This window comes from Deinococcus detaillensis (assembly GCF_007280555.1).
In the GTDB taxonomy this organism is placed as follows: Bacteria; Deinococcota; Deinococci; order Deinococcales; family Deinococcaceae; genus Deinococcus; species Deinococcus detaillensis.
On record NZ_VKDB01000013.1, the window covers coordinates 1 to 21770 of the forward strand.

Here is a 21770-nt window from a genome sequence, read left to right on the forward strand (position 1 = left end):
AGTCCACCGTGGAAACCGCCCGTCTGCGGGGTCAGGATCCCGTCGACGTCTTGATGTCCTTGCGCTGCTGACCTTCTACAAGCCGCTAATCAGATACGCCCGGCCTCGTCGTCCAGAATCAGGACGGGGTGAAGCGAGCTGGGGCCGCTCCCGAAGTCGGCGGTCAGGTTGAGCAGCAGCAGGTCGTCGTTGAGTTTCATGGGCGCAGCATCCACCGAAATGGGGCAGGGGAGAAGTAGCAGGGTTTACAAAGCGGTTTAGAAATTTTCTCGGTGTGCGGGCTTGTACTCGGCAGGCGAGCTTGCGCTGTATTCCTGCTCGGCGGGGGCGCTCTATACTCGGCTTTATGTCCGATGTAGCCGTTTCTGCTCCCACCCCTGACGATAAGCCCCAGCGCCAACTGCACGAGCAGACGATTGCCCGCCTCAACAACCAAGCCGCCCTTGCCGAGGCCGGTTTTGAAACGCACCCGTACAGTTACCCCCAGACCCACCACGCCGCTGACCTCCTGACCGCTCACCCCAGCGGTGAACACGGCGAGCGCTGGGACGACGAAGTCAGCAGCTTGGCCGGACGCGTCATGCTGTTTCGGCACATGGGCGGCGCGGCTTTTGCTGATCTTCAAGATGAAAGCGGCACCATTCAACTGTATTTCGGCAAAAAAATTACTGAGCAGTTCGCCGCCACCAAGAAAATCGATCTGGGCGACATTATCGGCGTGAAAGGTGTGCCGTTCGTGACCAAGACGGGGCAACTCACTTTGGAAGTGCAGGATTGGCAACCGCTGGTCAAAAGCCTGCACCCACTTCCCAGCAAAGTTCACGGTTTGCAAGACGAAGAACTGCGTGCCCGCCGCCGCTACGTGGATTTGATGATCAATCCCGAAAGCCGTGCCGCCTACCGCACCCGCTCAAAGATCGTGCGGGCCATTCGGCATTACCTTGACGATCATGGTTTTATGGAAGTGGAAGGCCCAAATCTACAAACGGTGCCCGGTGGAACAGAAGCCAAGCCCTTTAAGACCTTTCACAATGCTTTGTCACACGAATTCTCTCTGCGAATCAGTTTAGAGCTTTACCTCAAGCGCCTCTTGGTGGGCGGTTTTGAGAAAGTCTACGAAATTGGCCGCAACTTCCGCAATGAGGGCATCGACCGTACCCACAATCCCGAATTCACCATGTTGGAAGCTTATTTTGCTTACGGTGATTACAACGACATGATGAAGTTGGTCGAACAGATGCTGCACAGCTTGGTTATCGAGATTCACGGCCAACCGGTGATCGAGTATCAAGGCAAAACGGTGGATTTCAGTTTGCCGTTTAAGCGCCTGGACTTCGTAACAGCCCTCAAAGAAGCGGCAGGGCTAGACTTCGACCCGCTGGATTTGGCTCAGTTGCGGGTTTGGAGTGATGGTAAGCACCCTGAATTTCGCAAAGTGCCGGATTACAAATTGCTTGACAAACTCGGCGGCGAGTATGTGGAAGGGCAGCTGATCAACCCGACCTTCCTCACCGATATGCCGCTGGTGATCAGTCCGCTCGTCAAAGCGCACCGCTCGCGCGCTGGGCTGGCCGAGCGGGCCGACCTCTACGTGGCAGGCTTTGAACTCGCCCCTATCTACTCCGAACTCAACGATGCGCTCGATCAACGCGCCCGCTTTGAAGCCCAGACGGCCCGCCGCGACGCGGGCGACGACGAAGCCCACGAGCAAGACGAGGACTTTTTGCTGGCGCTGGAATACGGAATGCCCCCGACTGCCGGAATGGGGATGGGAATTGACCGCCTGACCATGCTGCTGACCAACAAAGACAGCATCCGCGACGTGCTGCTCTTTCCGCTGCTCAAACCCGAAGACGGCACGCCGGACGCGGCGCAGCAGACCCCACCGGATCAGGGCATGCCGGAAGCCGCGCCGAGCTGAACGGTCTTGAGAGTGCTGGGCCAGACTCGGGCAACCCGGTTTGCCTCTGGCTCAAACGGGCGACGCGGGCGAAATCTCGATTCAGCGTTCTCCATCTATCCGCTCAAAGAAGAGCTGGATGTTGTGAAGCTTGATGTGCTCCCTCGCCGTCATCAAGTGCTCTTGTGCCGCGCCCAGTAAGGCCCGCTTGGGATTTTGCCAAAGGGCCACCGCCAATTTGGAAGCGTGAGAAACGATCAGGGTCTCACCGGGTGAAGCCAACTGCACCGCCACCAATAGCGCCCTCACGCTGCGGGCCAGGGGATCGTCCGGCTCACGCGGCACTTCGGCGCTGACCCGCTCGCCGCTGCGCCTGAGCGTGACCACCGCCGAGTCGCGCCAAGGCGCGTGGGACAGATTGACCTCGGCGTGGGGGCTGGGCGCAGCCGTGCTGCTGCGCTCCAGACGGGCGTCGTTGGCCAGCGCGTGGGCGGTTTGCATGTGGCGGCGCTCGCGGCTGGCCCGCGCCAGGTGCAGCTCGATCTGGCGGGCCTCGGCTTCCCCGCGCACCCGCACCGCTTCTTCGTGCTGGCGGATACTGCGGCTGCCGCGCCGAATCGCCGAGAGAACACTCAAGTTATCGGTATGTACCGTCAGGGCTTCTCCGGTGGGGGCGTGGCGAAGAGCCTCGGTCACCGCCCGCAGTTCGGCGGCGTTGTTGTCACCTGCTTCCATGCGGCCGTACAGGTGCTGCGGCAACTGGCCCGGCATAATCAGCACGATACCGAAACCGCTGCGTCCGGCCTGACCCGTTTCAGCGCCGTCATCAAAACTTCCGTCTACGTAAGCGTGATTCACTGCGTCTCTAGGGTAAGGCCTGAGTGCCTAAGCGTTCGTCAGCCAAATGACGGATGCCGCGCTGAGCACTGTGGCTTGCCCCGGCCCCATTTGCCAGTCAGCCCTCCAGTATGATGGCGCTCGGAGGACTTTCCCTTGTTACCCCAACCGCCTTCCCGCCAGCCTTCGGGCGATAACGCTTTTCAAGCCATTTGGCGCAACCCTTATATTCGGGCCGCCACTTTTTTACTGCTGCTGTATCTGGCCTACCTCGTCTTAGGATCCGTCTCCCATATCGTTGTTCTGGCTGTTATCGCTTATATCATCGCCTACTTGGCTCATCCGATGCTGGTGTGGTTAGAAAAACGCAAGATCAACCGCGCGATCGGCGTACTGCTGACCGTCGTCTTAATTTTCGGGCTGATCGTGCTGGCCTCTGGTCTATTGGTCACCATTTTCAATCAGCTGAGCGATCTTATTCAGCGGCTTCCAGCGCTGACCAAAGAGTTCTTGACTCAGCCGTGGTTCAATAACTTGGCCGACCGTTTTCCGCCGCTCTCCAGCGTCCGGGACCAAATCACCAAAATCAGCCAAAACGGTGCGGCAGGTTTGCAGCAGTACATTCAGCCTTACATTGATACGGTGCTGCCGTATCTCAAGGCCAACAGCGGCGCTTTGTTCGGCGGCGTGCTGAGCGTGGCCAGTATCGTTGGCGAGGCCTTCGCGGTGCTGATCATGAGCATCTACATGATGCTGGACTACGACAAGCTCGGCCTCAATTTCTTGCGCCTTTTTCCGCGTACTTGGCAGCCATTTGTCCTTGATCTCTCCAAAAACGTAGGACAGGCGGTGGGCGGCTATCTCAAGGGCCAACTGATCATCGCGGCCTTCGTGGGCATTTTCATTGGGGTGGCGCTGAGCATCGCAGGCGTTCCCAGTGCGCCTGCCATCGGCTTTATCGCGGGCGTCTTCAACGTCGTGCCGTATCTGGGCGTGGTGATCGGGATTACTCCGGCACTGCTGCTGGCGGCTTCGGCAGGCGGCGTCGTGAAACTCATCGTGGTGGTGGTGGTCTTTGTGGTCGCCAACCAAATCGAAGGCCACCTGCTCTCGCCCATGGTTTTGGGACGCACCACCAATCTGCATCCTGTGACGGTCATCATCGCCATTTTGACTGGCCTGACGCTGATGGGCATCACCGGCGCACTGCTGGCTGTGCCGCTGGCCGCGCTGGGCAAACTGCTGCTGCAGGAATACTACTATCCCAGCCGGGTGTATAAAGACGGGCCTTAGCCAGCACCAAGCCACCTCAAACCTGAGCGCGGAGCCCATGACCAAACGGGGCTCCGCGCTTTTGTGGTTTCCCTCCGCAGCTCAGGCTTGCAGCAACTCCACTTGCCGTCCATCTGGATCGAGTACGAAGGCCATCGGATTGCCGCTGGGACTCAGCGTCAGTTCACGGCTGAACGCCGCGCCCCGCTCCTTGAGCTGCTGAATGCTGGCGCTCAGGTCGCTGACGTGCAGCGCAATGTGTTCTTGCCAAGCCGGATGCGGACGCGGCAACTCGGTGTCTGCTTCAAAAAATTGCAGCTTTCCACCGCCCGCAAAGCCCAGCACCACCCGACGAAAGCCTTCGCTGGTACGCAAATCTTTTTGCAACTCTGCGCCCAGCAAAAGGTAAAAGGCGATTACGGCGTCGGCGTTAGCAGTCAGAAAAGAAACATGCTTGAGGCTGGCTTGTGGGGCGTTCATCCCGCCAGCTTAGCGCGGCTCAAGTGAGCAGGCATAAAAAATCCGCCCTTTCGAGCGGTTGTGAATAAACAATAGCGCGATATACGGGCGGTGTCAAATTTATGCGCTGAGAGCCCGAAATTTTGGGAGCTTATTTGCCGTCTTTGCCCGGCAGCGGGTGGGTGCGGGCTGGGCCGCCGTCCACACCGCCGTTGCGCTCGGTGCCGATGCCGCCTTCTTCTTTGCCCGCTGCGTCGCTGCCTTCGCCTTCGTCGTTGGGCTGGCCTTGGCGGTCTTCGTAATCAAAGCCGCCCAAGCGCCCGTCGTCAAAGCCCGGCTGATCGTTGGGATTTTTACGGTCTGCTTTGACGTCAGCCCGCAGCAAATCTTCGGCAATATTTTTTTCTTCGAGCAGCTCCGGCGTGGTGCCTTCGTCCACCACTTCGCCCAAACGGCCATCTGTTCTTTCGTTACGGTCAGTCATCCGCTTAGCTTAAAGCCGGCGCTGGGCCGGGAGCTGAGGGGCAGCCTTAAGCGGTGTTCACGCTTGGGCGCTTCATGCTAGGCTCGTTGGCTGATGAGCCTGACGCCCACCAAAACCAAACGCGACCCGGCCCTCTTTGGGGTGGGCTTCGCGGCTTTTTTGCTGCTGGGCCTGATTCAGGCGGCCTACGGCCCGGCCTTCTCGGACTTTGAGCAGCGTTTTGGGGTAACTACGGCGGCTGTGGCGGGCGTCAGCAGCGCTCACTTTTTGGGCAGCGCCTTGGGGCCGCTGCTGCTCGGCGCACTGCTGACCCGTTTGCCGCTCAGGGCCGCAGTGATGATCGGCAGCGCTGTGTTCGCCTTGGGGCTACTGGGCCTCTCGCTGGCCCCCATCTGGCCGCTGATGCTCTTGGCCGCACTGCTGACGGGCTTGGGCTTCGGCTTTCTCTCGGGCGGGTTTAATTCGGCGTTCGCCACACTGGGCGCGGGGCCGGCCAGCTTGATCAATGCCATGTTCGGCATCGGTTCGGTGGCCGCGCCGCTGCTGGCGCTGGGCTTCGGCGCTTACCCCGGCCCGTTTATGTTGCTGGCGCTGCTGGCCCTCGGCCTGACGTTCGCGCTCAGGAGCGTGCGAAGCTGGCCCGCGCAGCCTGCCGAACTGGCCCTCAGCAAAGTCAGTCCCAGACGGGTCGGTTTGTTCGGTCTGCTGTTTTTTTCGTATGTCGGCATTGAAGCGGGGCTGGGCAGTTGGGCCACCACCCACCTTGCCGCCATCGGCAACCCGCACCCAGAAGCAGTGACCAGTTTGTTTTGGCTGGCGCTCACAGCGGGGCGGCTGGGCTTTGCGGCGTTCGCGGCCCGCCTGCCTTTTTTCCGGGTGGTTTTGGTCTGCGCGGCGCTGGCGCTCTTGGGCAGTTTGCTGATCACCGTTCCGGCGCTGGCAGTGGCGGGTTACTTGGTGGTGGGCCTGGGCATCTCTCCCATTTTCTCGACGCTGCTGACCTGGTTCACTTCGCTCAATCCAGTGCGGGCCGCGCCGCTGATGCTTACGGCGGGCAGCTTGGGCGGCGCGGTGTTCTCGGCGCTGATCGGCGTTTTGGTGGCCCGCTTTGGGGTGCAGGCCGTTCCGCTCACGGTGGTCGCCGACGCGCTGCTGCTGGGCGCATTGGTATTGTGGGTGCGCCGAGAAGTCGGCAGCAATCACTAAGCAGGAGACGCTGGGAAAGTTGGGCCTTTCTTTTGTTTCTAATATCAGCTTCTGATAGTCATTAGTTGTGTATAAGAAACTGATAGTCAAGAGGGATCCGTCGCTGACGAATTGGCGGGCTGCTTGGTCGTGGGCAGAACCGCTGGTGTTCGCCGTGCTGCTGACTCAGTTGGTGGGCACGCTGGTCGGGGTGGACGGAGCCAGCATGATGCCCACGCTGCGCCACCACGAGCGCCTCCTCATTCCCAAATACGAAACTTGGCTGCACAAACTCGGTATCGGCGACTTCAAGCGCGGCGACATTCTGATCTTCAAGCCGCCCACGCAGAGCCTGAACAAATCATTTTTTGGGCCGCCGTTTTCAGGATTGGGGAGCTACCGCCCCTTTCTGGTCAAGCGGCTGATCGGCTTACCGGGCGATACGGTGCGGGTATCGGGCGGCGAGGTGTATCTCAATGGAGCGCTCCTCAGTCAGCGTTTCACCTCGGCGTACTGGCAATCTCAGGGCTGTTGGGATACGGGCAGCCTGCTCGCCAACGCGGCCCGCGTGGATGAAGCATTGGGCCAAGTCACGCCGCAGATCACCTTGAAGGCGGGGCAATATTTTGTGATGGGCGACAACCGCACGGCGGGCGGCAGCGAAGATTCACGCTTATTCGGGCCAGTGCCGCTGCGCGACATCGCGGGGCGGGCGGCGGCGGTGGTGTGGCCGGTGATGCGCCAGATAGACGCCAAGTACGACTGCGCGGCCAGTTATCGGCCCCAAGATCACGTCACCTACACAGGCAAAACTGAACTCAATCTGCGGTTGCTGCGGCCTCCAGCGGCGTTTGAACGGCTGCCCTGAGGGGTAATTTGACTTCTACCCAGTCACCGTTGACGGGGCAGGGTGTTCCATTCTGAGCGTTCTCAGACTATGCTTTGGCAATTCTTGCCCACGCCGCTGCCATGTGGAAGAATGACGCCCGCTTCAAAGTCAGCCTCAAGTCAACCGTTACGCCCTTTTCGTATGTACCGTTTCCGCATCTGCCGCTTGATGGCAGCGGGTGTGTCCGTCGGAGGATGTATGGCCGGAGAAAACAAACAGATCAAACTGACTCAAGAAGGTTTCGAGCGTCTTCAGCGCAGCTTGGATCAGGAGCAAGTCCGCTTGGCCGAGGCAACCCGCATTTTGCAAGAACAGATGGAAGCCAGCGCCGATTTTGAAGACACTGGCCTGGAAGATGCCAAACGCGAAAAAGGCATGATTGAAGCGCGAATAGAAGAATTTGAAGACACCCTCGCCCGCGCCACCCTCATCAACGGCGACGAACACACCGGCAAAGTGGAACTCGGCAGCGTGCTGGTGCTGTACAACGAGGCCACCAAGCAGGACATGAAAGTGCAGCTCGTCAGCGCCCCCGAAGCCACCATGCGCGGCGGCAGCTTGCCCAAAATCAGCGATGACAGCCCGGTGGGACGCGAGTTGTTGGGCCGCAAAAAAGGCGAGAGCTTCGTGGTCAATTTGGACAGCGGCAAGCAGATGAAATACAAGATCAAGAGCTTGGATTAGGCTGGACTGAGGGAGCGAACGGCTGTTCCCAACCCTTACGACGTTCAAACCTTACACCTTGACTTCAAACCAGACGCCGAAACGTTCATGCGGCGTCTTTTTGCGGCCTGAGCTGGGTTAGGCTTGGCAGCGTGTCGCAAACACCAAAAGAGCAAGCCCCTGTCTTAAGCATCGACGCTTTGCTGACCAACTGGCCGCGCCCCGAAATCCGGGCAGTCACGGCCCGCGCCGTATTGGCTATTCAAAGCCACCTGGCTGAATGTGAAGCGGCCCAGGACGTAACGCCCGCTGCCGCCCGCGCCCTCAAAGCCAGCGGCTACGCGGCGCTGAGTGTGCCCGCTGCTTTTGACGGTCATGAATTGGGCGGCCTGAGTATGACCCTCAGCGAATTTGGCTGGGTGCAGGAGCAGCTCGGCGCGGCGGGCGCGTCGCTGGCTTTGGTGCTGGCCATGACTGGGCAGGTGCTGGGCAGCGCGTTTGCCGCCCGCAGCCTGCCGCTGGAGTTGCTGACGCTGCTGGGCCGGGCCGCTGTGCAGCGGGGCGCACTCGTCAACGCGCTGGCCAGCGAACCGGCGCTGGGCTCGCCCTCACGCGGGGGCTTACCGCAAACCGCTTTGCAGCCGCAGGGCGAAGAGAGCGGGCATTATCTGCTCAGCGGCCACAAAACGTGGGCCACCGGAGCGCGGGCGCTGGATTTCGCTTTGGTCACGGCCCGCACGCCCGACGAGCAGATCGCCCGCGTGTTGGTGGAACTTACCGCCCCGGGCGTGCGGATCGAGTCCACCTGGGGCGGCGCGCTCTCGCTGCGCGGCAGCGGTTCTCAGGATGTGTATTTCAGCGGCGTGGTGGTGCCAGTGGGCAACGTGATCGCGCCGCAATTTCAGCGACAGCCGCAGCATCCGGCGCATCCGGCTTGGTTCTGGACGGCGCTGGCCGGAACGTATCTGGGCGTGGGCACGGCGGCCCTCGCTGCGCTGCTGGACTACGCCCGCACCCGCGTGCCCACCGCGCTGGGGCAGCCGCTGGCGAGTTTGCCGCGTGTGCGCGAGGCGGTGGGGCGCATCGGAACCGATCTCACCGCCGCCCGCGCCCTGCTGAGAGTGGCCGCTCAAGGCTTTGAAGCTGACCCGAGCGCCGAGAGTTTGCCACTCCTTGCCGCTGCCAAAGCGCTGTGTACCAACGCCGCCGTGAGCGCCACTGACGCAGCGGCCCGCGTGGTGGGCGGCGCGGCCCTCTCGCCGGATTTGCCGTTCGAGCGCCTCCTGCGCGACGCCAGAGCGGGCCTGACCCACCCACCCACCGACGCCGAAGCCTTTGAGCGGCTGGGCGGGGCACTGCTCGAAGAAGTGGGGAAAGAAACGCAGGTGCCTTGAAGTCAAAAAAGTCTGCCGCTCATTCCAACTTTGCTATCCCCGCCTTGAGCGCGTACACGGCGGCTTGGGTGCGGCTTTCTAGCTCCAACTTGCCCAAAATGCGCGAAACGTGGGTTTTGACGGTGGGTTCGCCCACGCTCAACTCCCCGGCAATGGTGCGGTTGCTATGGCCCCGCGCCATCAGTTGCAAGATCAGCACTTCGCGGGCGGTGAGGTGTTCGCGCATCTCGGGGCTGCGGAAGTCGAGCACCAAGCGCTGGGCCGCTTCGGGATGCAAGTAGACCTCGCCTCTGGCCGCATGGTGAATGGCGGTCAGCAGCATGTCGCTGGAAGCGTCTTTGAGCAGGTAACCGCTGGCTCCGGCCTGAATAGCGGCGTTGACTTTGTGTTCTTCCAGGGCGCTGGTCAGGGCCAAAACTTCCACTTCCGGTTGAGCGGCGCGGATTTGGCGGGTGGCCTGCACGCCGTCGAGAACGGGCATCATCAAATCCATAATCACCACGTCGGGGCGCAGCCGTGCGGCTTCCGTCACCGCTTCCGCGCCGTTGCGGGCCTCGCCCACGATTTCCAGGCTTTCGTCGAGCGACAAGAACATCTTCAGGCCCTGGCGCACCACGTCGTGATCGTCCACCAGGAGCAGGCGAATGGTAGGGGCGTTGGTGTGGGATTGGGTCATGGTGAAACTCCTTTTACGGTCAGTGAGCCGCCCGTGAGGCTGAGCGTGGCGGTGAGTTGAGGGCCGTCAGGCTGGCCCTCTTGCAGGTAGTGGCGCACCCGGGCCGAGTCCCGCCCGCTCCCAGCGGAATCAAGTTCTCGGAAACTGGGCGGCAGGTTGATTGTGGCCCCGCCGAGTTGCTTGACAGTCAAATCGGCCCGCGCCGTCAGCGGAACGCGGAGCACCGTCTGGCCGCTGACGCTGGCGGCGCTGAGGGTGCTCTGGGCGGTGCCTTCCGGCAGTATCAGCGTCAAGACGCCGTCCTCAGTTTTGAAGGTCAGGTCGGGCTGGCCGCTCTCCGGCAACGTGACGTTCCACTGGCCACGCGCACTGCTGAAGGTCAGGCGTTCAAGCTTGAGGCGCTGCAAGTCGAGACTGGTTTGATCGGCAGGCTGCTGCACATTCAGGCGCAGCGGTACGTCTTTAGGTACCTTCACTTTCAGATGCCCCGCCAAGCCGTTTTGGCCGCCGAGTTGAATCAGCAGCGGCCAGTCGCGCCAGGTGCGGCTGAGGGTCAGCGCCACTTCTTTTTGAGGCGTCTGTGCTGAGTTGGGCAGGCGGTCACTGGGCAGGCGGTTAAGCAGCGGCGCAGCGCTGAGCTTGAGATCGCCTTCGCGGCTGGCGCTCAGTTCGGCGCTCAGACCAGGCGCGTCGCTGCCGCTGAGCATCAGCGTTTGGCTGAGGTCGGGCGCGAGCGTCAGGCTCAGGCGCTCGGCGGCTCCCAGCGGCTGCTCCACGCGTGAGATCTGGGCCTCAAGCTGCTTGAGATCAACCGGCTTGAGGCTAAAGACAAAACCCACCCCCAGCAAAAAGAGCACCCCCAGCGTGACCGACAAGCGCAGCAGCGCCGCTGAGAGCGGCCACGCGGGCAAAGCCGAATTCACGCTTTGACCTGCGGGGCCCGCGCTTCTAAAGCCTGCACTGGCAAAGCCCGCACCTGCAAAGTCAGCCGCGTGCCCTGATTCGGCGCACTGTCCAGCGTTAAAATTGCGCCGATCAAAGCGGCCCGTTCACGCATACTTTTGAGGCCCAAACTGCCCGCACGGGTCTGGGTCACATCAAAGCCCACGCCGTTGTCGCACACCTCCAGCGTCCACGTGTCGTCGGCGGGGCCGCTGAGCAGCAGACTGAGGCTGAGCTGCTCAGCGCGGGCGTGCTTGACGGCGTTGTGGGTGGCTTCCTGCGCCACGCGGTAGAGCGTGCCTTTGATGTTGATGCTCAGCGGCGGCTCGGTGGGGGCAACAAGCTCCACTTGCAATTGGTAGCGCAGCCGCAGCATCTCGGCGAGACGGGTCAGGGCCGGCACCAAGCCGCCTTCTTCCAGCGCGTCGGGGCGCAGGGCAAACAAGAGGGCCTTCATCTCGGCGCTGGCTCCGTCGGCGAGGCTCAGGGCAAAGTCCAGACTCTCGGCGGCTTTAGCGGGGTTTTTTTCGAGCAGGGCGCGGGCGGTACGGGTAGACAGCGACACGCCGTAGAGTGCCTGCGCCACGCTGTCGTGCAGCTCGCGGGCGAGGCGGGCGCGTTCTTGTTCGCTGCCCTGAGTCTGGGCTTGGTCAATCAGGCGGGCGGTGTGGGCGGCGCTGGCGGCCTGGTCGCTGACGGCAGCCCAAAACTGCATTTCGCGGGTGCTGGGTGAGGTGCTGTAGACGGCTTGGAGTCGGCCTAGCACTTCCCCGCGCGGCGCGAGGGCCAGCGACAAGACGTGCAGATCCCCCGTGCGCTGCAAGGTGTCGCGTCCATACTCGGCGTTGGCATTGTCGGAGTCGGTATTGGTGCCGAGGAAAGCCGGGAGCCGCGCCGGGCCTTCACTCAATTGCAGCGGCCCGACGGTGATGTGGGCGCTCTGGGCGGTGGTGGCGGGCATAGACAGCCGCAGCAAGCTGGTCAGCGTTTCTTCCAAGCTGCCGGCAAAAGCGACGGTGGCCGCGCCCTCGCGCAGCGCGGCGACTTCGCGCACCGCCGAGGCATTTTCGCCGTACTCGGTGAGCAGGCCGTAACTGATCAGCAGCCAAGCACGGGTCAGCAGATTGAGGCCGCTGATCCCCAGCATCACCACAAAAAAGCCGATGAGCGAGAGCAGCACGCCCGAAGCGCCTCCGAGCGTGTAGGCCTGCGTGCCCAGCACCACCGGCACATGGAGTTGTGGAAAGGTGGAAAGCAAAAAGGGCACCACTACCAAGCCCAGCCCGCCGGCGAGGGTGAGCAGCAGCCAAACGCCGCCGAGAGCCATAAACAGCAGCTTGGCCACGCTGTAGAGCAAAATTTTATAGGTGTTGGCTTCGGTCAGGCGGCAGCGCAGCCAAGGCCACCAGCCTTTGGGGCGCACGGCAGCGGGGCGGCTGAGGTTGACGCCCAAGAGGGCCGCGCCCAGCACTCTGTCGAGTTGAGCCAGCCCGCCCAGCGTCCAGCCGCCGAGCAGCAGCAGCGGCACGCCCAGCAGCAGCGGAGAGAGCGCCGCGCCCACCACTGCCGTCACCAACGCTATGGCCATCACCACGCTCAGCAGCGCCGCGAGGGCGAAATAAAGCAGGTGGCGGTAAGTGGACGCCGCCGTGAGTTCGGCGAAGTACCCGCCACGCGGCGGAGCAGCACTGGAGATCATGCCCTCAGCTTAGGCGAGAAGGGTGCAGCGGGGCGTCGTTAGAAAGGTGGAGAGGATGGAGAGCAGCGGCAAAAGGCTGGCGCTCAAATCTCTTGCAGCTCCCGCTCTTCCAGCCACGCCGGAACTTCATCCGGCGGGTAGGTTTCAAAGTAAAGCTCCAGCAGCGAGGTCAGCGGATAACCGTCCAGCGGCCCCGTTTCCTTGCGCCGGTCGACGAGGCAGGCCACGCCGAGGCAGACTGCGCCGTAAGCTTCGGCGGCCCGCACCGCTTTCAGCACACTGCCGCCAGTGGTCAGCACATCTTCGACCGCCACAAACGTCTGCCCCGGCATAACGCTGAACGCCTCGCGGATTTTCATGCCGCCTTGTCCGTCTTTCTCGGCAAACAGCGCCCGCGTGCCGAGCTCTTTGGCGACCTCGTAAGCCAGCACCACACCGCCCATCGCCGGGCCGATCACGAAATCGGGCTTAGGGTCTGCGGCCTTGAGTTTCTCCGCCAGCGCCGCGCCGAGTACGGCGGTGTGCTGGGGATACTGAAGCAAAGTGGTGGACTGCAAAAAGTAAGGCGAGTGCCGCCCCGAGGCCAGCAGGAAGCGGCCTTCGTGCAGCGCTCCGGCCTCTTTGTAGAGGGCCAGCACGTCGAGTGGGGGAGAAGATTCAGACATGGAGGGAGTATAGCGGCGCGGCTAGATTGGAGCCATCTAGACTACAGCTATGCAGCCCCGAGCCGTGCAGTCCCGAGTCAGGCAGCGCGTGATGGTCGTCGGCAGCCCCGGCGCGGGCAAAAGCACTTTTGCGCGGCAACTCGCCCAGCGCACCGGCTTGCTGCTGACCCATCTCGACGATCTGTACTGGCGGCCCGGTTGGGTCAGGCCGCCGCCGGAGGTGTGGCAAGCCCAGATGGGTGAGGCCGTCAGCGTCGAGCGCTGGATTTTGGACGGCAATTACGCGGGTACGCTCCATCTCCGGGCGCAGCGGGCCGACACCGCTATCGTGCTGGCTTATCCGAGGGGATTGTGTCTGCGGCGGGCCATTACACGGGCCGTTTTCAAGCGCCGCCCCGACGCCAAGGACCTCGGCAAAGAGCCGCTGGACTGGGCCTTTTTGCGCTTCATCTGGACATTTCCGAAACTGGGCAAGCAGCAACTCGAGCAGTTACAGGCCGCGCCCCATCTGGAAGTGGTGGTGTTGCGGAGCGACGAGGAAGCGCAGACGTTTCTGGCAAACTGCTGAAACGGCCCAGTACTGAAACGAAAAAAGCCGCCCCCAATCCGGCGGGCGACTTCCTCTCATCTTTTTCTACAGTCTACAAACGCTCTTTCTTACTTCAGCAGTTCTTCGGCTTTAAAGAACAGGCCCAGTTCGCGCTCGGCGCTTTCGGCGCTGTCGGAGCCGTGGGTCACGTTCTCGCCCGTGGTCGTGGCGAAGTCGGCGCGGATACTGCCGGGTGCGGCATTGGCGGGGTTGGTCGCGCCCATCATGCCGCGCCAGCCCAGAATGGCGTTCTCGCCTTCCAAGGCCATCGCCACCACTGGGCCGCCGGTAATGAACTCGACCAGCTCACCAAAAAAGGGGCGCTCTTTGTGTTCGGCGTAGTGATTTTCAGCGGTTTCACGCGAAATGACCATCTGCTTGAGGCCCACCAAGCGGTAGCCTTTGCGCTGAATGCGGGCGAGAATATCGGCGGTCAGACCCCGGCGAACACCGTCGGGTTTAATCATGGCAAAAGTTCGTTCCATAGCTGGGGCAGTGTAGCAGTTGAGTGGGCGTGGGAGCCAAAGGCGGCGAATCTGACATTCGCGCTTGGTCGCCCCTTAGAATGGTGAGATGTCTGATTCTGCGCGGCCCTCGCCGCTGGCAGCCCGGTTAAGCCTGATCTTTACCGGGCTGGCATTCGTCGGCTTGTTTTTGTTTCCCTACGGCACCCTCAGCCGCAATTTCAACGCCCAGTCGCTGCTCCAGCGCTTTCCCAGCGGGCTGATCAACTATGTCGGCGGCACGTTTGAAAATCTGCCGAATGTCAGCACGGCCCTGACGCTGGGCTGGGTGACGGTGCTGGTGTTGGCAGCGGCCATCTTCGCCGCCGTGCGCCGCGCTTCTTGGCTGTGGCTGGCAGGCGCGGCGGCGCTGGTGCTGGGCATTGCCGCCATCCTCATCTTCAATGCTGGTCTGGACGCGGCGGTGGCCGATTTGGTGGCCAAGGGCGTGCGGGCCCGCCGCATTCCTTGGACATCCGGCGGAATGCATTTGGGCTTGTTCTTGCCGGTGCTGGCCGGAGCCGTCACCCTGTTCGCGGGCCTGAGCATGTATCCGCGCGCCTGGGACTTCCTTAACCGCCTGCGCGGGTTGCTGGTGCCGGTCTCGGCGATTGCGCTGGCCATCGCGGTGGGCGCGGTGGTGGTGCTGATCGTGCAGCCGGTACCGAGCGGCCTAGACCGTCCTTTGGCGCTGGGCGAACTCCTCACCGGCAAACTGGACGTGGTCTGGTACGTCTACACCACCTTGTTCGCCCCTGTGACCAATGTGCAGGACTTGTTCAGCTCGCTCAAAATCGCCACGCCGCTGATTTTCGCGGGGCTGGGGGTGGCCTTCGGCTTCCGGGCGGGCCTCTTTAACATCGGCGGCCCCGGCCAACTGACCATGGGCGGCATCGGGGCCATGCTGGTGGGCGTCTACGCGCCGCTGCCCCCCGTCTTGTTGCTGCCCGCCACGGTGCTGGCCGCCGCAGCGGGCGGAGCACTTTGGGGCGCGATTCCGGGCCTGCTCAAAGCGCGGTTCGGCTCCAGCGAAGTCATCAACACCATCATGCTCAACTACATCGCCTCGGCCATCTTTATTTTCCTGATCGGCTCGTCCACGTTTCCTTTTTTGGGCAAAACCTACAACCTTCCGATTAAAGCCGAGGGCTTCGAGGCCAAGAGCAACGAGTTTCAGGCGGGGGCAAGGCTCGCGCCAATTGCCGATCTGCTGAGTTTTACACGCGGTGAAGTGACTTATTTTTCGATGGGGCCGATTCTGGCGCTGCTGGCCTTCGGGGGGGTCTATTACGGGCTGCGGCAAGTCAAGGCGCGGCTGTGGATTGGGCTGGCGGCTGCTGTGATCGTCGGTTTCCTGACTTGGAACTCATTGGGCATCCCGATTACCAGCAGCTTTACCACCAGCCGCCTCAACACCAGCTTTCTGATCGGCTTGGTGTGCGCCGTGCTGATGGGCGTGCTGCTGTGGCGCACCTCGGCGGGCTACGCGCTGCGGGCGGTGGGCCTGAGTCCGGCAGCTGCCGAGTACGGCGGCATCAGCGTCGGCAAAAACGTGATTTTAGCCATGACCTTGTCGGGTGCACTGATCGGCCTCGGCGCGACCCACTACACCATGGGCGGAGCGCTCGACGAGTATCGCCTCAAAGGCAACATGCCGGTCGGCGTCGGGTTTGACGGCATAGCGGTGGCCCTGATGGGCCAGAGCACGCCCGGCGGAGTGGTGGCCGCTGCCATCCTCTTCGGCACGGTGGACACCGGCGGTGTCAACGTTGACCGGGTGCTCGACAAAGTCAACAAAGACATCGTGACGGTGCTCAAGGCCCTGATCGTGCTGTTTATCGCGGCGGGAGGCTTCCTGAGCCGCCGCATCACCGATCCGCCGCCGCCCACGCTGGTCAAGGCTGCCGACGCTGGCGGCTCGGACGGGGGCGGCAAACTTTCGCCGAGTGAAGCGGCCCGCGAAGCCTCGACCCCGCTGCCCAATGTGGGCCGCAGCAGCGAAGTGATTTCCCAAGACATGCTGGGCGGCGACCCAGTGGCCGAGGAAAACCCCGATAAGGAGAGGAAGTCGTGATCGCATTCTTGGCAACGCTTTTCAGCGTCACGTTCGCCGGTATTTTTATCCGCTCCACCGTGCCGCTGCTGCTCACCGCGCTGGGCGGGCTGTACTCCGAGCGCAGCGGCGTGGTCAATATCGCCTTGGAGGGGCTGATCATCTTCGGCGCTTTGGCCGGCGCGATCATCACCAAAGAACTCGACGCGCCGCTCGGGGCCGCTGCGCCGTGGGTGGGCTGGCTCGGCGGCATGGTGGTGGGCGGCATGATCGCCTGGATTCACGCCGTCCTCAGCATCAAGTACCGCGCCGATCAGGTGATCTCCGGCACCGCCATCAACTTGCTGGCCACGGGCGTACCGGCGGTGGTGCTAACGGCCCTCTACGGCTCCAGCACTGAAAGTCCCCCGGTCATTCACGCGCTGCCGCTGTGGGGTGTGGGCGACCTTAAATTCAGCCCGCCAGCGTATTTTGCGCTGATTACGGTGGCCGTGACGTGGTACGTGCTCTACCGCACTCCTTACGGCCTGCGCCTGCGGGCCAGCGGCGAGCATCCCGGCGCGGCGTCGAGCATGGGCGTCAATGTCAAGGCCATGCGCTACAGCGCCGTGATTTTGTCGGGGGTGCTGGCGGGCACGGCGGGCGTCTTTCTGAGCATCGGCAACTTGGATTCTTACGTGCGCAACATCAGCGCGGGCGCGGGCTTTATCGCGCTAGCGGCGCTGATTTTCGGGCAGTGGAAGCCGCTGGGGGTTTTCGCGGCCACTTTACTCTTCGGCTTTTTGCAAGCACTCTCCATTCAGCTCGGCGGCGGCAATTTGTTGCCCGGCAGTCTGGTACAGGCGCTGCCGTACCTGATCACCGTGCTGGCCCTGATCTTTACGGGCCGCAGCCGCGCTCCCAAAGCGGTGGGCAAACCGTTGGACTAAGAAGGCTTGGGCCGTGCGGTAGAAAGTGTGGGGGAGTTGCGCTGGGTTGGTGCAGCTCCCCCTTCGTTTGCCGCGTCGCCGCTGTTGCAACGCTGCCACAGTTTGGTGGCCTCCACGGCGCTGACGGCGGGCGAGAACAAATAGCCCTGTCCAACTTGGCAGTTCAAGTCCAGCAAACTGCGGCGCTGCTCAGGTGTTTCGATGCCCTCGGCGATCACGTCGAGTTTGAGCGCTTCGGCCAACTTCAAAATGGCCTGCACGATGCCCTGGCTGGCCGGATCGCTCCCCAGATTTTCCACGAAACTGCGGTCAATTTTCAGGGCAGTGAGGTTAAAGCGGTGCAGCGAGGCCAGCGAAGAGTAGCCGGTGCCGAAATCGTCCACCTGAACGCCGAGCCCCAACTCCCTGAGGGCGGTGATGGTTTGGGCGGCGCTGGCGTGCAGCATGGCTCCCTCGGTGATTTCAAGGTTGAGGCCGTGCGCCGCGCAGCCACTTTTGCGAATGGCCCGCTGCACTTGACGAATGATGTCGGATTGCTGAAACTGATGCGGCGACAAATTGACGTTGAGGCACAGGGGCCGCTCAGGTTGCTGACGCTGCCAAGTGCTGAGCTGCTGGCAGGCTTCTTCCAAGACCCACTGCCCCAGCGGCCAGATGAGTCCAGTTTCCTCGGCGACGCTCAGAAACTCACTGGGCTGCACGTTACCGAGTTCAGGGTGCCGCCAGCGGGCCAGCGCCTCGAAGCTCAAGATACGGTTGCTGCTGAGCTGCACCACCGGCTGATAAAACAGGTGCAGTTGACGCGCCCCGATGGCCGCGCCGAGTTCGGCTTCGATGTGCAGCCGCCGCAGGGCACGCTCATGCAAGCTGCGGTCAAACACCCGGTAAGCTGAACTGGCCCGCGTGCGCTGACGGTGCTTGCTTTCGTACATGCTGAGGTCGGCGTCGCGCAGCACGTCGCTGGTTTCGGTGTACTCGGCCCGGCCCGGCGCGATGCCGATGCTGATACTTAGGCGCAATTCGTGGCTGCCGACTTTCAGTGGTTGTCTGAGCGCTTTGGCCAGGCGGCCGGCGAGGCGTTCGGCGTCAGCCGCGTGGTGACACAGCAAAATGGCAAATTCGTCGCCGCCTAAACGGGCCAGCAGTTCGTTCGGCGGTATGTTGGCGGCCAGCCGCTCGGCCAGTGCCCGCAGCAAGTCGTCGCCGATTCGGTGGCCCAAGCTGTCGTTGATGACCTTGAAGCGGTCGACATCCAAAAATAAAACGGCGTAATTGGTGTTGCCTGTTTGGTGGGCTTCTTCCAAGCAGGCCTGCAAACGGCCTTCAAACAAGCTGCGGTTGGCCAGCCCGGTCAGCGAATCGTGACGCGCTTCGTAGGCCAGCTGCTGCTCAATGTGGTGGCGCTCGCTGATGTCGCGGGAAGTCGATTGCCACTGACCGTCCCCAGACTGCGTCGGGGCGCTGCTGGTTTCAAACCAGATCCAGTGGCCTTGCTGGTGGCGCAGCCGCAGCCGCAACAGATCAAATTGCGGCGACGGCGTTTGCAAAATGGCATTCTTGATTTTTTCGTGATCGTCAGGATGCACAAACTCATCGGGGAACTGTCCCAGCATGTCTTCGGGCAGGTAGCCCAGCAGCGCAGTGACCGACGGACTGACATAGGTGAGTTGGCCTTCCCGGGCGTGCAGGCACACCAGGTCGGTCATGCTCTCGGCCAGCAGCCGGTAGCGGGCCTCGCTCAGGCTGACGGCTGAGAGCAGTTGCGCCCGCTCCAGCGCTTGCCCCACTTGCGCGGCGACCTCGTTCATCAATTCCAAATCGCGCTGATGCAGGATCACGCCGTCGACGCTCTCGACGTTCAGCGTCCCCACCACTTTTCCGTGTGCCCGTAGCGGCACCGTCACCTCGCTGGTGGTGTTGCCGATGGCTCCCACAAAGGCGGCTTCGAGCCGCACGTCTTCGATCAATTCGCCCTTGCCGGTGCGGATGACCCGGCCCACCACGCCCGTAGACACCGGGATGCGGTGCAGCACAGTGTGATAGCCGATTTGGTGTTGCAGCACTAAGCAGGGTTCGGGTAGAGCCGCTGGGTCGAGTAAATAAATGCTGACTTGGGTATACCCGAACGCCGCGATGATGGCCGTGTTCACCGCCCGAATAAGGCTGTCTACACTGACCTCGCGGCTCAGGGCATTGCGGACTTGGTGCAGCAAGGCCAACTCGCTGGCTTGCCGGGCAATCTGCGCGTACAAGTGCTGGTCGTGTTGGCGGGCTTTCCTGATTTTCATGTCCAGCCGCACCCGCCTCAGAGCGCTGCTGAGGTGTTGGCTGAGAATCTGCATCAAGCGCAAATCTTCTTCGCCCAGCACGAAGTCGGTGGTTTCGATATTGAGCAGGCCCGCGACCTGCTGACCGTCAAACAACGGCAAGCACAATTGACTTACCACTCTGGGGTGGTAGACCTGATAATCGGCGTCCTGGCTGACATCTTGAACCAAGGCGGCCTGGGCGCTGCGGGCGACGCGGCCAATGATGCCGAAATCGGTGGAATAGGTCACTCCCTCCGTGTCGTAGCCGAGGCTGACTTGGGGCTTGATCTGCTCGTCTTCAACCAGCGCGATGCTCACCAGCGGATACCCGACGACTTGCTGAATGGCGGCGGTCACCTCCTGAAACAAGCTCGGCAAATCCGGCGCTCCCGTCAGCGTTTCCCGAACCCTGTCCAGCAGCTGCAGCGCCCGTTTATGTTGCTCCAGTTCAGAGCCGAAGCGCTGGGCCGCAGCTTGCTGAGGGGTTGGTTGGCTTGGCTTCATTTCTAAACAGTATCCCAGCCGCGCCTCACATTTTCATAACTCCAATTTGTCAATGAAACCCAGCGAAATAGTTAGCACCGTAATCGAAGTGATTTTGGTGAAAAGGGGTTACTTGGAGAGCAGCAGAGAAAAACTTGATGCTGAAAATTTACAGCCTTCTGTCAGCAACAAGTTGAGATTAATTTTGAATTGAAGCATCACTTTTTAGAGTGGGTAGGGAAAATTAACTCAAATCTACTTTTATTCTCAGGTCTTTTTGAGGCCTGACTCTTTTCTTGTTTTTAGTGGAGATGAAAAAAACGCGCAGCGATACATGAGGAACTGACTGCTCCACTTTATCGCCGCGCTGCTCAAAGCGAGTCGTTACTGACCCATTCTCAAGCGGAATTCAGATTCACTTCATTTAGACGAACGCGCTCAGCCCCGTCACGGCCCGTCCGACCACCAAAGTATTGATTTCGTTGGTGCCTTCGTAACTGTAAATGGCTTCAGCGTCGGCGAAGTGCTTGGCCACGCCGTTTTCCAGCAAAATACCGTTGCCGCCAAAGACTTCGCGGGCTGCCGCTACTGTTTCGCGGCACCGAGCAGCGGTAAAGACTTTGGAAAGAGCGGCGTGTTCGTCTTGCATCAAATCGTGATCGGCCATGTATGAAAGGCGCAGGCACATGGTAAACATGCTGGTGACGTTGCCGAGCATGTGCACCAGATGGTTTTGAATCAGTTGGAATTCGCCGATGCGCTTGCCAAATTGCCGGCGGTCTTGACTGTACTTGACGGCCAGTTCATACGCGCCCATCGCGCATCCCACGCCCTGCCACGCCACGCCCGCACGGGTCAGCCGCAGCACGTCGGCGGTGGTGCGCCAGCCTTTGACTTCTTGCAAGCGGTCTGCGTCGGGCACGCGGCAATCCGTGAGCGTGATCAAACCGTTCTCCACGATTCTCAGCGCCGTTTTGCCCTGAATTTTGTCTACGTTGTAGCCCGGCGTTCCGGCCCGCACGATAAAGCCGCGCACTTCGTTGCTGTCCTCGTCGCGTGCCCAGATCACCGTGAAGTCGGAAAAGGTGGAATTGCCGATCCACTTTTTCTGGCCGCTCAGCACCCAAGCATCGCCGTCGCGGCGGCAGGTGGTGCGCATGCCCTGGCTGACCTGTGAGCCGCCTTCGGGTTCGGTTAAACCAAAAGCGCCGATGGCCTTCAGGTCCAGCATCTTGGGAAGCCACTCGGCTTTTTGCTCGGCGCTGCCGCCCAGCGCCACCGAAGCGAACGCCAGCCCAGCGTGAACGCCAAAAAAGACGGCGGTGGACACGTCTACCTTGCAGGCTTCCAAAGTAATCAGCCCTTCCATGACAGTGGCGTCGGCCTTGCGGGTACCGTCTTCGTTCCAGACCTTTCTCAGCAAGTCCAGCGGCCGCATCGCGTCGATCATCTGGCGCGGGAACTCGTCGCGGTTCCAGTATTCGTTCATGATCGGGGCCACTTCAGCGTGCATAAACTCGCGCACTTGCAGGGCCACGCCGCGTTGCTCGTCGGTCACGGTGTCCAGCAGGCCGAAGAAATCGCCGTCAGGCGCGGGCAATTCGCGCTTCTTGTGTTCTTGTGCCTTGCCGCCCACGCCCAGCGCTTTGCTGAGCTGGCCAAGTTGCTTGTCATCCATCTTGGCCGCCGCGTTGAGCAGCCCCGCCAGATCAATTTTGCTGGCGAGTGCGCCGAGCTTGCTCATATCGAGCTGGGAAAGAAGTTGCGTCAAATCGCCGCCCTGAACGGTGCCAACCTGAACTGGCTCTGCTGCTTTGGTCATGCTCTCTATTGTGCCTC

Annotated in this window: 19 protein-coding genes; 9 read left to right on the forward strand and 10 right to left on the reverse strand. The window is 61.8% G+C overall.

Going from position 1 to position 21770, the window contains the following annotated elements; all coding sequences use genetic code 11:
* Positions 1-346: 346 nt before the first annotated feature.
* Complete coding sequence (lysS, locus tag FNU79_RS11810; RefSeq protein ID WP_143721043.1) at positions 347-1921, forward strand: lysine--tRNA ligase; 1575 nt, start codon at positions 347-349, stop codon at positions 1919-1921.
* Between the two features lie 81 nt (positions 1922-2002).
* Here lysS and FNU79_RS11815 read toward each other — a convergent pair whose 3' ends face one another.
* The gene (locus FNU79_RS11815; protein ID WP_143721044.1) at positions 2003-2758 is read right to left on the reverse strand and encodes a ribonuclease HI; all 756 of its coding nucleotides are present in this window, start codon (positions 2756-2758) and stop codon (positions 2003-2005) included.
* 135 nt (positions 2759-2893) lie between these two features.
* Here FNU79_RS11815 and FNU79_RS11820 point away from each other — a divergent pair, with 135 nt between their 5' ends.
* A complete protein-coding gene (locus FNU79_RS11820; protein ID WP_143721045.1) occupies positions 2894-4030 on the forward strand; it encodes an AI-2E family transporter in 1137 nt (378 codons plus the stop codon).
* Positions 4031-4111: 81 nt separating this feature from the next.
* On the opposite strand, the gene FNU79_RS11825 is transcribed toward FNU79_RS11820, so the two are convergent.
* Both FNU79_RS11825 and FNU79_RS11830 read right to left on the reverse strand, forming a co-directional pair.
* Entirely contained in the window at positions 4112-4489 is a 378-nt protein-coding gene (locus FNU79_RS11825) for a VOC family protein (protein ID WP_143721046.1), read from the reverse strand.
* A 130-nt stretch (positions 4490-4619) separates the two neighbouring features.
* Positions 4620-4952 (reverse strand): hypothetical protein, encoded by a 333-nt coding sequence (locus FNU79_RS11830; RefSeq protein ID WP_124869490.1) that lies wholly within the window; start codon positions 4950-4952, stop codon positions 4620-4622.
* Between the two features lie 93 nt (positions 4953-5045).
* On the opposite strand from FNU79_RS11830, the gene FNU79_RS11835 reads away from it, so the two are divergent.
* The 4 genes from FNU79_RS11835 to FNU79_RS11850 all read left to right on the forward strand — a co-directional run bounded on the left by FNU79_RS11835 (position 5046) and on the right by FNU79_RS11850 (position 9083).
* Entirely contained in the window at positions 5046-6158 is a 1113-nt protein-coding gene (locus tag FNU79_RS11835; RefSeq protein WP_143721047.1) for an MFS transporter, read from the forward strand.
* Positions 6159-6225: 67 nt separating this feature from the next.
* Positions 6226-7005: a signal peptidase I gene (lepB, locus tag FNU79_RS11840; protein WP_404825790.1), complete on the forward strand. Its 780-nt coding sequence runs from the start codon at positions 6226-6228 to the stop codon at positions 7003-7005.
* Positions 7006-7224: 219 nt separating this feature from the next.
* Complete coding sequence (locus tag FNU79_RS11845) at positions 7225-7710, forward strand: GreA/GreB family elongation factor (protein ID WP_124869484.1); 486 nt, start codon at positions 7225-7227, stop codon at positions 7708-7710.
* A 131-nt stretch (positions 7711-7841) separates the two neighbouring features.
* Complete coding sequence (locus FNU79_RS11850) at positions 7842-9083, forward strand: acyl-CoA dehydrogenase family protein (RefSeq protein WP_225430038.1); 1242 nt, start codon at positions 7842-7844, stop codon at positions 9081-9083.
* A gap of 19 nt (positions 9084-9102) precedes the next feature.
* On the opposite strand, the gene FNU79_RS11855 is transcribed toward FNU79_RS11850, so the two are convergent.
* From FNU79_RS11855 to pyrE, 4 genes are all read right to left on the reverse strand, one after another.
* A complete protein-coding gene (locus FNU79_RS11855; RefSeq protein WP_143721048.1) occupies positions 9103-9759 on the reverse strand; it encodes a response regulator in 657 nt (218 codons plus the stop codon).
* Complete coding sequence (locus FNU79_RS11860; protein ID WP_143721049.1) at positions 9756-10682, reverse strand: hypothetical protein; 927 nt, start codon at positions 10680-10682, stop codon at positions 9756-9758. The genes FNU79_RS11855 and FNU79_RS11860 overlap by 4 nt, the downstream gene beginning before the upstream one ends.
* Entirely contained in the window at positions 10679-12400 is a 1722-nt protein-coding gene (locus FNU79_RS11865; RefSeq protein ID WP_143721050.1) for a sensor histidine kinase, read from the reverse strand. Before FNU79_RS11865 ends, FNU79_RS11860 begins: the two co-directional genes overlap by 4 nt.
* Positions 12401-12483: 83 nt before the next feature.
* Positions 12484-13065, reverse strand: coding sequence for an orotate phosphoribosyltransferase (gene pyrE, locus FNU79_RS11870; RefSeq protein WP_143721051.1), 582 nt, complete (start codon positions 13063-13065; stop codon positions 12484-12486).
* Between the two features lie 49 nt (positions 13066-13114).
* On the opposite strand from pyrE, the gene FNU79_RS11875 reads away from it, so the two are divergent.
* Positions 13115-13633, forward strand: a complete 519-nt coding sequence (locus FNU79_RS11875; RefSeq protein ID WP_143721052.1) for a P-loop NTPase family protein — start codon at positions 13115-13117, stop codon at positions 13631-13633.
* 89 nt (positions 13634-13722) lie between these two features.
* Here FNU79_RS11875 and ndk read toward each other — a convergent pair whose 3' ends face one another.
* On the reverse strand, positions 13723-14139 hold the full coding sequence (gene ndk / locus FNU79_RS11880) for a nucleoside-diphosphate kinase (protein ID WP_143721053.1): 417 nt from the start codon (positions 14137-14139) through the stop codon (positions 13723-13725).
* An 88-nt stretch (positions 14140-14227) separates the two neighbouring features.
* Here ndk and FNU79_RS11885 point away from each other — a divergent pair, with 88 nt between their 5' ends.
* A complete protein-coding gene (locus FNU79_RS11885; RefSeq protein ID WP_143721054.1) occupies positions 14228-16231 on the forward strand; it encodes an ABC transporter permease in 2004 nt (667 codons plus the stop codon).
* On the forward strand, positions 16228-17139 hold the full coding sequence (locus FNU79_RS11890) for an ABC transporter permease (RefSeq protein ID WP_143721055.1): 912 nt from the start codon (positions 16228-16230) through the stop codon (positions 17137-17139). Before FNU79_RS11885 ends, FNU79_RS11890 begins: the two co-directional genes overlap by 4 nt.
* Here FNU79_RS11890 and FNU79_RS11895 read toward each other — a convergent pair.
* Both FNU79_RS11895 and FNU79_RS11900 read right to left on the reverse strand, forming a co-directional pair.
* Entirely contained in the window at positions 17136-19952 is a 2817-nt protein-coding gene (locus FNU79_RS11895; RefSeq protein ID WP_143721056.1) for an EAL domain-containing protein, read from the reverse strand. The two genes, FNU79_RS11890 and FNU79_RS11895, sit on opposite strands and share 4 nt — an antisense overlap.
* Positions 19953-20355: 403 nt before the next feature.
* Positions 20356-21753: an acyl-CoA dehydrogenase family protein gene (locus tag FNU79_RS11900; protein ID WP_185974695.1), complete on the reverse strand. Its 1398-nt coding sequence runs from the start codon at positions 21751-21753 to the stop codon at positions 20356-20358.
* Between the last annotated feature and the right edge of the window lie 17 nt (positions 21754-21770).

What these genes read in the sequence shown, in the direction of transcription:
- FNU79_RS11885 (WP_143721054.1), top strand. Translation starts at nt 14,228, where the DNA reads ATGTCTGATTCTGCGCGGCCCTCGCCGCTGGCAGCCCGGTTAAGCCTG.
- lysS (WP_143721043.1), top strand. Translation starts at nt 347, where the DNA reads ATGTCCGATGTAGCCGTTTCTGCTCCCACCCCTGACGATAAGCCCCAG.
- FNU79_RS11825 (WP_143721046.1), bottom strand. Translation starts at nt 4,489, where the DNA reads ATGAACGCCCCACAAGCCAGCCTCAAGCATGTTTCTTTTCTGACTGCT.
- FNU79_RS11830 (WP_124869490.1), bottom strand. Translation starts at nt 4,952, where the DNA reads ATGACTGACCGTAACGAAAGAACAGATGGCCGTTTGGGCGAAGTGGTG.
- FNU79_RS11845 (WP_124869484.1), top strand. Translation starts at nt 7,225, where the DNA reads ATGGCCGGAGAAAACAAACAGATCAAACTGACTCAAGAAGGTTTCGAG.
- FNU79_RS11875 (WP_143721052.1), top strand. Translation starts at nt 13,115, where the DNA reads ATGCAGCCCCGAGCCGTGCAGTCCCGAGTCAGGCAGCGCGTGATGGTC.
- pyrE (WP_143721051.1), bottom strand. Translation starts at nt 13,065, where the DNA reads ATGTCTGAATCTTCTCCCCCACTCGACGTGCTGGCCCTCTACAAAGAG.
- FNU79_RS11895 (WP_143721056.1), bottom strand. Translation starts at nt 19,952, where the DNA reads ATGAAGCCAAGCCAACCAACCCCTCAGCAAGCTGCGGCCCAGCGCTTC.
- FNU79_RS11900 (WP_185974695.1), bottom strand. Translation starts at nt 21,753, where the DNA reads ATGACCAAAGCAGCAGAGCCAGTTCAGGTTGGCACCGTTCAGGGCGGC.
- FNU79_RS11865 (WP_143721050.1), bottom strand. Translation starts at nt 12,400, where the DNA reads ATGATCTCCAGTGCTGCTCCGCCGCGTGGCGGGTACTTCGCCGAACTC.
- FNU79_RS11835 (WP_143721047.1), top strand. Translation starts at nt 5,046, where the DNA reads ATGAGCCTGACGCCCACCAAAACCAAACGCGACCCGGCCCTCTTTGGG.
- FNU79_RS11855 (WP_143721048.1), bottom strand. Translation starts at nt 9,759, where the DNA reads ATGACCCAATCCCACACCAACGCCCCTACCATTCGCCTGCTCCTGGTG.
- ndk (WP_143721053.1), bottom strand. Translation starts at nt 14,139, where the DNA reads ATGGAACGAACTTTTGCCATGATTAAACCCGACGGTGTTCGCCGGGGT.